Origin of the sequence: Bacillus sp. Marseille-Q1617 (genome assembly GCF_903645295.1) — a bacterium.
Lineage (GTDB): Bacteria > Bacillota > Bacilli > Bacillales > Bacillaceae_B > Rossellomorea.
This window is the reverse complement of the sequence record NZ_CAHJXM010000003.1, coordinates 100,654-112,487: the sequence shown is the minus strand read 5'-3', so window position 1 is coordinate 112,487 and position 11,834 is coordinate 100,654. Positions and strand designations below refer to the sequence as shown.

General features: G+C 46.9%; 12 protein-coding genes. All 12 read right to left on the bottom strand.

The window, feature by feature from the left end; all coding sequences use genetic code 11:
* Positions 1-251 precede the first annotated feature (251 nt).
* The 12 genes from HWX64_RS17765 to HWX64_RS17710 all read right to left on the bottom strand — a co-directional run bounded on the left by HWX64_RS17765 (position 252) and on the right by HWX64_RS17710 (position 11,826).
* Positions 252-1,259, bottom strand: a complete 1,008-nt coding sequence (locus tag HWX64_RS17765) for a rod shape-determining protein (RefSeq protein WP_175990876.1) — start codon at positions 1,257-1,259, stop codon at positions 252-254.
* A 236-nt stretch (positions 1,260-1,495) separates the two neighbouring features.
* On the bottom strand, positions 1,496-2,200 hold the full coding sequence (gene radC / locus HWX64_RS17760; protein WP_303049494.1) for a DNA repair protein RadC: 705 nt from the start codon (positions 2,198-2,200) through the stop codon (positions 1,496-1,498).
* 32 nt (positions 2,201-2,232) lie between these two features.
* Positions 2,233-2,799 carry a nucleoside triphosphate pyrophosphatase gene (locus HWX64_RS17755; protein ID WP_175991573.1) on the bottom strand — a complete coding sequence of 189 codons (567 nt, stop codon included), beginning with the start codon at positions 2,797-2,799 and terminating at the stop codon, positions 2,233-2,235.
* A gap of 146 nt (positions 2,800-2,945) precedes the next feature.
* Complete coding sequence (locus HWX64_RS17750) at positions 2,946-3,935, bottom strand: hypothetical protein (protein ID WP_175990875.1); 990 nt, start codon at positions 3,933-3,935, stop codon at positions 2,946-2,948.
* 329 nt (positions 3,936-4,264) lie between these two features.
* On the bottom strand, positions 4,265-4,981 hold the full coding sequence (locus HWX64_RS17745; RefSeq protein WP_175990874.1) for a hypothetical protein: 717 nt from the start codon (positions 4,979-4,981) through the stop codon (positions 4,265-4,267).
* Complete coding sequence (locus HWX64_RS17740; RefSeq protein ID WP_175990873.1) at positions 4,978-5,571, bottom strand: PilN domain-containing protein; 594 nt, start codon at positions 5,569-5,571, stop codon at positions 4,978-4,980. The genes HWX64_RS17745 and HWX64_RS17740 overlap by 4 nt, the downstream gene beginning before the upstream one ends.
* Entirely contained in the window at positions 5,558-6,529 is a 972-nt protein-coding gene (pilM, locus tag HWX64_RS17735) for a type IV pilus biogenesis protein PilM (protein WP_175990872.1), read from the bottom strand. Before pilM ends, HWX64_RS17740 begins: the two co-directional genes overlap by 14 nt.
* 26 nt (positions 6,530-6,555) lie before the next feature.
* On the bottom strand, positions 6,556-7,299 hold the full coding sequence (locus HWX64_RS17730) for an A24 family peptidase (protein ID WP_175990871.1): 744 nt from the start codon (positions 7,297-7,299) through the stop codon (positions 6,556-6,558).
* Positions 7,300-7,317: 18 nt separating this feature from the next.
* Positions 7,318-7,779, bottom strand: coding sequence for a type IV pilin protein (locus HWX64_RS17725; RefSeq protein WP_175990870.1), 462 nt, complete (start codon positions 7,777-7,779; stop codon positions 7,318-7,320).
* A 116-nt stretch (positions 7,780-7,895) separates the two neighbouring features.
* Positions 7,896-9,107: a type II secretion system F family protein gene (locus tag HWX64_RS17720; protein ID WP_175990869.1), complete on the bottom strand. Its 1,212-nt coding sequence runs from the start codon at positions 9,105-9,107 to the stop codon at positions 7,896-7,898.
* Positions 9,104-10,147, bottom strand: coding sequence for a type IV pilus twitching motility protein PilT (locus HWX64_RS17715; protein WP_175990868.1), 1,044 nt, complete (start codon positions 10,145-10,147; stop codon positions 9,104-9,106). Before HWX64_RS17715 ends, HWX64_RS17720 begins: the two co-directional genes overlap by 4 nt.
* 14 nt (positions 10,148-10,161) lie before the next feature.
* Complete coding sequence (locus HWX64_RS17710) at positions 10,162-11,826, bottom strand: GspE/PulE family protein (RefSeq protein ID WP_175990867.1); 1,665 nt, start codon at positions 11,824-11,826, stop codon at positions 10,162-10,164.
* Positions 11,827-11,834 lie beyond the last annotated feature (8 nt).

The following is an 11,834-nucleotide window of genomic DNA, read 5'->3' as shown; positions in this document are numbered from 1 at the left end:
GTCTCTCCAGTCTCGCTTTTCCCGCTGGAGTCTCCGCCTTGCACTCCAATCAACAGCTAGATCGAGCTGATAACAACTGTAAGCTTTAACAGAGCCTAATTCTATTAAATACTATATCAAAATCTATTTGATATTGATATCATTCCAAATTATTTACTTTTTCGACATTCAGGAAGCGAAAAAAGAGGGGGACGCCTTAATGTACTATGGTGAAGTACTTTAAGGAACAGTCCCCACTTCATTTAAGTTGATTATTTACCACGGTTTTTAAAAAGATGGATATGGTCAAGTGCTTTACCTGTGCCGATTGCTACGCAGTCGAGCGGCTCTTCTGCGATAAGGACAGGCATTTTCGTTTCATCACTGATCACCTTGTCCATATTGCGAAGCAATGCGCCTCCGCCAGTCAGCACAATTCCTCTATCCATAATGTCAGCTGCAAGTTCAGGAGGTGTTTTTTCCAAGGTACTCTTAACGGCATCAACAATTGTATATACCGTATCATGAAGGGCAGAAGAAATTTCAGCAGCCGTCACTTCAATCGTTTTCGGAAGTCCTGTCAAAAGGTCGCGCCCGCGGATTTCCATCGATTCAATCCCTTCCGGATTTCCCGCTGAACCGACTTCCATCTTGATGGTTTCAGACGTGCGGTCACCGATCATAAGGTTATATGTTTTACGGATGTAGTTGATGATGCTGTCATCCATTTCATCACCGGCTACACGGATTGACTGGCTTGTTACGATCCCGCCAAGAGAGATGATCGCAACTTCTGTCGTTCCGCCCCCGATATCAACGACCATGCTTCCCGTCGGTTCCCAGACTGGGAGGTTGGCTCCGATGGCAGCTGCAAAAGGCTCTTCTATTGTGTAGGCATCCCTTGCTCCTGCTTGTCTAGTCGCGTCAATGACGGCACGCTCTTCGACACCTGTGATTCCGGACGGTACACACACCATCACATATGGCTTTCTGGAAAATAGACCTTTGTTTTTGGTCGCCTGCTTTATGTAGTATTTCATCATGGTAGCAGTCGTTTCGTAGTCTGCAATGACTCCGTCTTTCATCGGGCGCAGAGCCACTACGTTCCCAGGTGTTCTTCCGATCATATTCTTCGCATCGTTTCCGACAGCTACGATCTGTTTATTGTCAGTTTGAAGTGCAACAACGGAAGGCTCCCGTACAACGATGCCTTTTCCTTTAACGTACACCAACGTGTTAGCTGTGCCTAAATCAATTCCTAAATCTTTCGTTCCAAACATTAATGGTATCTCCCTTTCTGATACAAATTGGCTGGTCTCTATTTGGATAAACAGGAGAGTTGTCCAAACTCTTCATCCTCGAATTTTTTACAATAGTTGACACTTCATGACATAACGAAAAGACTCATTCTTTAGAGAACGACTCTTTTTTCAATGAGCTACGCTTAATGAATCAGCATATTGTGAGTAAAAATCATAAGCATAATTATATCGTAACCATTAAAAAAATCCTAGTGTCATAAATACCCTTTTTCTTTTAAACTGATAAATTTTTTCTCACCGATGATAAGATGATCGAGGATATCAATACCAATGATCCGCCCGCATTCTACCAATCTCTTTGTAACCTCGATATCTTCCCTGCTCGGGGTCGGGTCACCGGACGGGTGGTTATGGATGCAGATGATCGATGCTGCCGACCGGCGGAAGGCTTCTTTGAACACTTCACGCGGATGGACGATCGAAGCATTCAGACTGCCGATGAAAATGGTCTGTTTGTGGAGCACTTGATTTTTGGTATTGAGGTAAAGACAAACGAAGTGTTCCTGAGCTAAAAAACGCATGTCATTCATGACATAATTCGCTCCATCTTCAGGGGACCGGATACTGTAGCGGTCATCGAAAGCAAGGTTGCCGATCCTGCGTCCCAGTTCGACCGCCGCCATGATCTGAACAGCCTTGGCAAGTCCGATTCCTTTTGTTTTCGTGATTTCTTCCAGGGATGCATCCTTTAATAGATTAAGACCGTCAAAGCTTGTCAGGAGCCGGTTCGAAAGCTGAAGGACAGATTCCGATCTCGTACCTGTCCTGAGAAGGATCGCCAATAATTCCTGATTGGAGAGACTGGCAGCCCCGCTTTGGATGAGGCGCTCCCTCGGCCTCTCATCCTGAGGGTAATCACGTATCATCAGCTTGTTCTGTTTTTCCACTGTTTTTTCCATAGGTCCTCCTTTGTCAGTTAAAGGAGCCATTCTTATTGAAGGCAGCCCATTTCCCGGAGGGCCCGGTATACCTTGGAGATCGGCAGGCCGACCACAGAGAAATAATCCCCCGTGATTTCCTTTACCAGCTTTGCCCCGAGTCCCTGAATACCGTATCCCCCCGCTTTATCAAAGGGCTCTTCAGAAGCGATGTAATCGTCGATTTCTCCAGGTGTCAACTCCCAGAACGTAACATCTGTTTTTTCATAAAATAGAGTTTGTTTCTCACCTTTAAGAATCGCGACACCCGTATATACCGAGTGCGTTTTGCCGGACAGCATGCTGAGCATCTCTCTGGCTTCTTCCTCTGATTGAGGCTTTCCAAGGCTGGAATCCCCGTGGGCTACCACAGTGTCCGATCCCAAAACGTATGAATCAGGATGCATTGCTGAAATTTCTTTTGCTTTTCTGAGCGCGAGTTCCGTGACCACTTCGTGGGGTTTCAGATGAGACGCAACCGTTTCATCGACATTGCTGCTAATGGTGGTGAAAGAAAGTTGAAGCTGTTGAAGAAGCTGTTTTCGGCGAGGAGATTGTGAAGCAAGTATGAGGTTGGACATACCATACCAGTCCTTTCGGAGTATAGATTGGGAGATACAAAATAATAGTACCAAATCCTGCCTCCTTAAACAAGCAGAAGGCGACAAGCAGTCCGATACTTGTCGCCCCATCAATTATTTCCTAGAAAATAGTCGTAAATCAGTACTTATTGTAAACTGCTGTATGTTTCAAGGTATCCCAGCAGTTCTCCCTGGACAACCGCAGCATCCTCTGACGTCTTGAGGGAAAGTGTCTGACTAGCTGCCCTCTCAATAGATTCTTTCATTTGTACAATCGATTCATGCTTCACCTTGATCCCTTCTATTTCTTTCAGGCTGGTTTCAATGGAGCCGGCGGCAGATTCATTCACTTTCCCTTCCAATACTCCGCTGCTGCTCTCTTCGGCAAGGATGGCAAATAGGCCGTTTGCCTTTTCAAGAAACGTTTTTTCCCCATCAGTCGCCTTTATTTCTTTGACGCCAAACTGGAAGTCTTTGGCGTATACCTCGACTCCGTTTCCTTTCATGTCCTCCCCGAGAAGTTTGGCAGTCTCGACATCAGCCGATACCCCTAGCAACAGGAACCACTGACCGTCCTTTTCGATGGAGGCACTTTTGACTCCTTTGGAGGTCAGAGTGTCCTGCATCGCGGCAAGTGACTCCTGTGATGAAAAGACCCCTCCCTGCAGTACCGCCGTCGAAAGCTCTTTCAATTGAAGAGTCCCTGCCGCTTCGCTTCCTCCTGTCACGTCAGCCGCTGTATCATCCTGCAAGGTAGCAGCAGGCACAGCTCCCCCGTCTGTATTTGTGATGACCTTCAACGTTCCGAACCCAAGTACGGCACCTACAACCACCGCACCGATAATGGACATGAGAAGATTGACCGAATCATGGAAAGGATTTTTGAATGATTTCCGATTCTTCTTTTTCTTGGTCTTGCCGCCAACATAATTGATTTTTTTGTATTCCTTTGGAGGCTGAGGAGTTTCGTCCGGCAGGTTCCAATCAAAGCCCTGATCTTCCAGTCTCTCTTCACCCGCTGCCGTTTCCGCGTTTCCCAGCTTCCAATCGTGTACGCGGAAGTCTTCTTCAAACTTTGTACTCTCACCATTTATTTTGATGGAGATTTTTTTATTGCCGTTAGGTTTGTCCACCATCGCCACCCTCCTTCATCTATTTTTTTCCATGCTATCACATACCATAAAAAAAAGAACAAGACTTTTGTCGTCTCGTCCTAAGAGGTTTTCGTCAAATTTTTTAATAGAAAACTGATTTCCAATATTGTTGATTCTTGCTATAACCTAGTCCGTTTCATTGCGCTGCAGGCACTTGCTTTCCGCGGGGAGGAAGTCGAGCCTCCTCGTCGCTCGCGCTCCTGCGGGGTCTCGACCTTTCCTCTTTATCCCGTCGGAGTCAAGCGCCTTCCGCTCCATTACACTCAAGCTTTATCTATTGGTCTCCAGCTTTAAACTATTAAAAAAATTGGTTATTCTTTCTCCTTTTCCTCTGGGAATTGAGGAAAGGGATTCTTTTTCAGGGAGGGTGATGGGCTTTCGATTACTGGTAGTCCGTTTTTAAGATCGTTTAGTTCCGGGATGTAGAAGGTGGAAGCGATTACTTCAAAGGTGATGGTGTCTTCAGTATAGCCTTCCATGTTTTCTTTCAGTTCTTGTTCCCCTTCGAAATACAGCCCGTTGATTTCGACGATTCTTTCAAGGTTCTCGATTTCATCCAGGAACTTTTCCATTTCGAAATAGCTAGGTGATTCTACCATCATCGTCATCTGGATTCTTTTTAATAGAGTAGGAAGCTGGGTTTCGCCGGCTGGTGCCGCTTCTGTCTCTTCACTTTCATCTGGAGCCAGGGCTCCGTCGGTTTTTTCAAAGTTAATGGACTGAATGGTGCTCCCGGAGAGCAGTTCTGCTTTTTCGAGATCCAATATGATACGCTCGGTTAATGGTTCCACAGGGATTTTCTTTTGCAGGGAGGCGGAATCCGGTGTCTCATTTTCCTGGATGCTGTCTACTTTTGCCTCGACCGCTTCCTGTAACTTCACCTGAATCCCCAGCTCATCTTTTTTGTACTGCAGTCTTTTTTCCGCCGGCTGCAACGCAAAGAAGTTTACCCCCGCTAAGATGACCATTCCGGTGATTATCAGACTTATCAGTATTGTCCATTGTTTTTTTGTGAAATCCATTCTCATTCTTCTTCCCCCTCATCAGAAAGAATTGCTGCAAGCTTTTCTGAGTCGAAGTGAAGGGCATATACGGCGGAGTATCTCGGGAGGATCGTCTCTTCCTCTGACTCCCCTGCTTCTTCAGTCGTCATTTCAAGGATCTCGGCTTCCGCGAGCCACTCCACCATATGTAATCTCGAGAGGTAGTACGCTGCTTCCCTGGATGAATCAAACTGTACGGACAGATTGATGATCGTTCTATCACTATACTCAAATTCCTGGATAAATCCTCTCTCTGGTAATAGAGAGATCAGTTCATTTAATAGAGGAACGGTTTTCACTGGATAGTCCACCATGTCCTCGACCGCTTTGTTCAGCTCACCGATGCTGCTGGACGCTTCTGCCCCGAGGACTTTCGTCTGCTGGACCTCGATGATTTTTTTGGTATTCTCGATCTTTTCATCCGTCCTTTTCGTTTCGGTGATGGTGCCCTGCCATGACAGCATCATGAAAACGGCAAGGAGGATGATCATCCCTGCAGTACCGAGGACACTATATGTAAAAGCATTTCGTTTCGTTTCTTTTTGAGGTAATAGATTGATATCAATAAGTTTCACTGAGCTGCACCTCTTTTAAAGCAAGACCTAATGCGATGGCGTATCCTGATGGCACCTGTTCATCCTCGAGTGTCGGGACATTTTTCAACTGAAGCAATTCAACCGGTATCGGAATCCTCTCCTGCAGCTGTTCTTTGAGAAGCTGCAAGCGGGGATGACCTCCGCTGACAACCGTCTTCTCTACCGATTGCTCACCTTTATTCAAGGAGTAGCGGTAAAAATTCATTACTTTCTCGATTTCATTTATCTCATCCTGAAGCATATTCACTGGAATTCCATCCTCCGGTGCACGGTCTTCCAATTCACTTTCCAACACGATCGGTCTTGTGAAAATGGGTTCATGTTTATGAAAGATCGAGACCGTCAGAAGCTGCTCATCCATGTGAAGCAGCATCGTGTGTTCGTGAGGCGATGCCTTTCCTTCATGGAGAACAGAGCGATATAAGGCAAGAGGCGCAATGTCGGCGGCGACAGGCTTCACCTTCACTTCCTCAAGCAAATCCTTATAGCTGTCGACGATTTCTTCCTGTGATGCAACCAATAACACTTCTTGTTTCTCCCCTGATTTCCCCAATATGGAATAATCAAATACCGGATCTTCAAACGGCAAGTGTATGCTTGATCCTATTTCGAGGAAGAGATAACCTTCCATTTCATCTTCTCTTATATCAGAAGGGATCGATACTTTCCTCAGGACGACAAACGGATCCGGCACCACGAATCGGACAGAACGGCGCTTGATTTTCCATTCGTCGATACACTCTTCCAAAATGAACAGAAGGGTTTCCTCATCGACGATTCTCCCCCCTTTGATGACACCATCCGGGAGCGCACGCTCATCCATCGAAGCCACCAGCGGAGGGGAAGTCTGTTTCAACTCGAGAAATCGAATGCAATGGTCGGTGAATACAATATTTGCGGTTTTATGAGAACTTGAGAGAAACGATAGAAAACCCATGGATGAGATCCTTTCTTTGCATTACTTTAATAGAATAATGATAGATAAATAGAAATAATGGCGTCACCGAATAGATAAGCCAGAATTGTCCCGGCAGCGATGAAGGGGCCGAAGGGAATTGGCTTTCCTTTTTCGATCAGCTTGAATGCAAGAGCCGTCAGTCCGATGACCGCTCCCAGGAATGTGGCGATCATAAAGGAGAGGATGGTTACCTTCATCCCGACTGCCAGACCGATGACTCCGTAGAGTTTGATGTCTCCTCCGCCCATCCCGCCTTTGCTGATGATTGCGATAAGCAGAAGCAAGCCGAATCCGAGCGCCCCGCCTGCCAGGCTGTCCCACCATGGCGAAAGGGGGATGAAGAGGCGTTCAAAAATGATCAGTACCAGGAAAAAGAGAAGGACTCTGTCCGGGATGACCATGTATTTCAGGTCGGACACTGTAATGATGACGAGCATAGAAATCAAGGTCCATGCGACCAGGAGTTCCCACTGCATTCCCAGCTGCAGAAAAGCTAGTACAAATAGCCCAGCGTTCAAAGCTTCCATAAATGGATATAAAGGAGAAATGCGCCCTTTACACTGGCGGCATTTCCCCTTTTGGATGAGATATGAAACTACAGGTATGAGCTCCATCGCCGTTAATTGGTGACGGCAGTATGGACAGCTCGACCTTGGTTTTACGATTGATTTCTTTAACGGCACCCTCAGGCCGACTACGTTGTAGAAGGAGCCTAGGAGGAGTGCGTATATCAATATAAGTGTTATCATCTAATTATCGATAATTACCTATTCCGTTGGAACAGGAACAGTATGTGTTTCATCATCTGAATCATACTCATATTCATTAATTTGTGAAATTGTTGCATCATTAAAATTAATAACTACACTACCTTTGGTTCCAGCGCCATTTAACTGTAGTGTATTTGTATCTGGCACCTTAACAATTGTTGCATCAGACCAAATACTATCAGTAACATTTTCTGTAAGATAGTTTTCTAAATCATCAATAGTTAATTGATTTGCTGTGGTAGCATTATCAGTGGTTGGAACGCCTTCAGATGCAACAAATAATTTTGCAGCATTTAAAACCTGAAGTCCTTCTGCCTTTACTGCATCCGCTCTAGACTTCTCAATTATACTCCCAATACTCGGCACCGCAATCGCCGCAATAATCCCCAAAATCACAATAACAGCAAGCAATTCGACAAGGGTCAATCCTTTATCATTTTTCAAAAACTTTTTCAACATCTTTCTTCCTCCCGTTTTTGTTTTATGTAGTACTTTAGTACTCTATCAATCTACTTTCATTATACAGCAGAACCATCAAAAAAATAGTAAGAATGTGTAAAATTTTATCAGAAATGCTAGAAATTTTGAACATTGTTAAACATTTCAAACATCGGCACCATGATGGCTGTGACAATAGTCCCTACCAGGCCTGCGAGCACGACGATCATCAGCGGCTCGATCAGTGATTTCAATTGATCAGTGGTGTTTTCCACTTCTTTTTCATAGAAGTCGGCGACTTTTGAGAGCATGCCGTCGAGCGACCCCGTCTCTTCCCCTATGGAAATCATATGTGAAACGAGGGGCGGTATCGCCCAATGATCTTTCATCGGTTCAGTGAGCGATCCCCCGCTCTCAAGGGAGTCCCTTGATTCCATGATCACTCGGGCAATCACTTCATTCCCCACGACTTTCTCCAAGATCACCATGGATTGAAGGATGGGGACGGAGCTTGAAAATAATGAACTGAACGTCCTTGTCATCCTTGCAAGCACCGCTTTTTGAATGAGGCTGCCGAAAATCGGAATCCGTAAAATCGCATAATCCAGATAATATTTCGTTTCCTTCTTGCGCCTTAGCAAGGTGATCCCGACAGCTGCCAAAATCACGAGCAGTAACAAGATATACCAATACTTCTGCACCATCTCACTGGCGCCAAGAACTGCCCGTGTGATCAACGGCAGCTCGCTTCCCATATCGGCGAACATGTCAACAAAGGTCGGGACGACGGCAAGCAGCAGGAAGATGACGACGCCGATTGCGATCATCCCGACCACTGCAGGATAAGAGAGTGCTGCAATGACTTTCTGCCGGGTCGTATGCTGCTTCTCGTAGTGATCGCCGAGGCGTTCGAGCGTTTCATCGAGGCTCCCCGTTGCTTCACCGGCCTTCAGCATATTGATGAATAAAGGCTCAAAGACCTTTCGATGCTTGGCAAAAGCTTCTGACAGCGGATTCCCCTCTTTCAATTCCAGCTCCACTTCACCAAGTACCTTTGCTAGGGCTTTACTGCTTGTTTGAGCGGAAAGGATCCTCGTTGCATCAACGACGGTCACGCCTGCTTTTAAGAGCGTGGAAAACTGCCTTAAAAATACGACCATCTGCTGAAGCTTCACTGGGTTTCCAAGTGTGATTTCTTTCGTAAGAAGCGTCTCCGGAACTTCTTCGGCAGAGATGACCCGGATACCCTGATTCTTCAGTCTCATCATTGCTTCTTTTCTTGAAGGGGCTGTAATGACTCCCCGCTTCCTGCCGCTCCGGTCTCTTCCTTCATATTTAAACCGCGTCATACAGAAACGGTCTCCTGCATGTATGGCTGAGCGGCTTCACGTGAGACCATCCCCATGTCCACGTATCTCTTGACGGACGAATGAAGAAGCTCCATTCCCATTGCCTTCGAGGTCTGCATGACGCTTGGGATCTGGTGGATCTTTTCAGAACGGATCAGGTTTGCGACAGCTGAATTATTCAGCAGCACTTCGGTTGCAGCCACCCGCCCCTGCCTGTCTGCAGTCGGCAGAAGGCGCTGGGCGATGATCCCCTGAAGGACCGATGCGAGCTGCACCCTGATTTGCGACTGCTGGACGGAAGGGAAGACATCGATGATCCGTTCAATCGTAGACACCGCACTGGATGTATGCAGTGTACCGAGGACGAGGTGACCGGTTTCAGCGGCCGTGATCGCCGTATGGATCGTCTCGAGGTCACGCATCTCCCCAACCAGGATGACGTCTGGATCCTGCCTCAAAGCACTGCGAAGTCCATTTGCGAATGAGTTCGTATCAAAGCCGACTTCCCGCTGATCGATGATCGAAGAGCCGTGCTTGTGGAGATACTCGATCGGATCTTCAAGTGTGATGATATGCTTTCTCATCGTTTGATTCATGTATTGAATCATTGAAGCCAAGGTGGTCGATTTCCCGCTTCCCGTCGGTCCCGTCACGAGCACCAGACCTTGAGGCTTTTCGGAAATCCTCATCAGTACATCCGGAAGATTCAATTCTTCAAGCGTGGGAATTTTCGTCGGAACGACACGCAGTGCGATGCTAATGCAGGAGCGCTGATGGTACGCATTCACCCTGAAACGCGAGACTCCCGGAATCGCGTAAGAAAGATCAAGCTCTCCCCGTTCTTTGAAGTCACCCCAAAGCTCTTCTGGGATGACGGCCCTCGCCATTTGTTCTGTATCATGGGGCTTCAGGACATCCTGCCCGTACCGTTTCAAATCACCGTGTATGCGGAACACGGGAGAGGATCCGACGGTAAGATGGATGTCGGAAGCTTTTAATTCAAATGCTGCTCTTAACAATTGATCGATGCGTTCTTTCATCGTGATCACCTTCTTTACTCGATTGCAACCCGGAGAATTTCTTCTGTCGTGGTAATCCCCTGCTTCACTTTCAGCAAGCCATCATCCAATAGAAAGATCGTTTTCGATCTGTACGCTGCTTCCCTTAAAGCTGACAGCGGTTCATTGTTCATGATGATTTTTTTCATTTCTTCATTGATGACCAGCACTTCATGAATGGCAAGCCTGCCTTTATAACCGGTCATATTACAGGCAGCACAGCCTTGTCCGCGGTTGATTTTCTCGACAGTCAATCCTCTGCGTTTGAAAATATCGAATTCCCTCCTCGTCGGAGTTTCTTCAACTGCACAGTCACGGCACACCTTCCGGACCAGACGCTGAGCAACGATCCCGCTGAGCGAAGTCGCCACCAGGAACGGCTCCACCCCCATATCGAGAAGCCGGGTGACCGTCGTCAGCGAGTCATTGGTATGAATCGTACTCATGACCAAATGACCTGTCAATGACGCACGGATGGCCACTTCCACCGTTTCTTTATCCCGGATCTCCCCGACCATGATGATATTCGGATCCTGTCGCAGGATCGAGCGCAGTCCTTTGGCAAATGTCAGTCCTACATTTGCATTCACCTGGATCTGGTTGATTCCCTCAAGCTGATACTCGACCGGATCCTCGACGGTGATGATGTTGACTTCTTCACTATTCAGCTTGTTCAAAGCTGCATAAAGAGTTGACGATTTACCTGATCCCGTCGGCCCGGTGATGAGGACGATGCCTGTCGGCCGTTCGATCAGGGACTGGAATCGTTTCATATTCAGCGTATTGAAACCGAGCTGGGTCAGGTCATTAAGCGAAGAGCTCAAGTCCAGGATCCTGAGAACCATCTTTTCGCCATAAATAGTCGGCAGCGTCGAAACCCGCAGATCGATCGGCCGGAAGTCGATATTCGTCTTGATCCGTCCATCCTGGGGCACCCTGTGCTCAGTGATATCCAGCTGGGACATAATTTTTATCCTGGCTGTCAGCATGCTCTGCATATGTTTCGGGATCGCCCGTTCCGTCCGGAGGATACCGTCAACACGATAGCGTATCACGACCCTCGTTTCCTGTGGGTCGATATGTATATCACTTGCTTTCTGGGTCATCGCATTCGAGAGGATCTGATTTACGAGCCTGGCAATCGGCGAATCCTGATCCATGATCGTTTCATCCTGGTCGCCCTGGGGTTCGTTACCCAATCCTTTCAGCTCTTCAAAACTCTCATCCATGTCGTAGAATTTATTGATCGACCTGAGAATGTCATCTTTGGTTGCAATCGCTGTTTCAATGAAAAAACCTGTGGACAGCCGAAGATCTTCTATCACATAAAAATCCATCGGGTCTGCCATCGCGACAAACAGCTTGTCCCCTTCCTTTTTCAAGGGGATGATCAAGTTCCGCTTCGCCATATCTTTAGGAATCAGGTGAAATAGCTTTTGATCAAACGGATATCGGAATAAGCTTACATGAGGGATTCCCAGCTGAAACTCGAGCACCTCGATCAATTGATGCTCCGTGATGTACCCCTTCTGAAGGATGGCATCACCGAGTTTTTGATCCTTGCTCTTCTCTTTAAGAGCCTGCTGAAGCTTTTCCTCGGTCAAGAGTCCTGCTTCCACTAATAAGTCACCCAATCGTTTCCGTACTTGTGCCATTTTCATTACACCCT

Coding starts and splice junctions, on each gene's coding strand:
- HWX64_RS17720 (WP_175990869.1), bottom strand. CDS start 9,107: ATGACGCGGTTTAAATATGAAGGAAGAGACCGGAGCGGCAGGAAGCGG.
- HWX64_RS17715 (WP_175990868.1), bottom strand. CDS start 10,147: ATGAAAGAACGCATCGATCAATTGTTAAGAGCAGCATTTGAATTAAAA.
- pilM (WP_175990872.1), bottom strand. CDS start 6,529: ATGGGTTTTCTATCGTTTCTCTCAAGTTCTCATAAAACCGCAAATATT.
- HWX64_RS17745 (WP_175990874.1), bottom strand. CDS start 4,981: ATGAGAATGGATTTCACAAAAAAACAATGGACAATACTGATAAGTCTG.
- HWX64_RS17765 (WP_175990876.1), bottom strand. CDS start 1,259: ATGTTTGGAACGAAAGATTTAGGAATTGATTTAGGCACAGCTAACACG.
- HWX64_RS17725 (WP_175990870.1), bottom strand. CDS start 7,779: ATGTTGAAAAAGTTTTTGAAAAATGATAAAGGATTGACCCTTGTCGAA.
- HWX64_RS17750 (WP_175990875.1), bottom strand. CDS start 3,935: ATGGTGGACAAACCTAACGGCAATAAAAAAATCTCCATCAAAATAAAT.
- HWX64_RS17730 (WP_175990871.1), bottom strand. CDS start 7,299: ATGATAACACTTATATTGATATACGCACTCCTCCTAGGCTCCTTCTAC.
- HWX64_RS17755 (WP_175991573.1), bottom strand. CDS start 2,799: ATGTCCAACCTCATACTTGCTTCACAATCTCCTCGCCGAAAACAGCTT.
- radC (WP_303049494.1), bottom strand. CDS start 2,200: ATGGAAAAAACAGTGGAAAAACAGAACAAGCTGATGATACGTGATTAC.
- HWX64_RS17710 (WP_175990867.1), bottom strand. CDS start 11,826: ATGAAAATGGCACAAGTACGGAAACGATTGGGTGACTTATTAGTGGAA.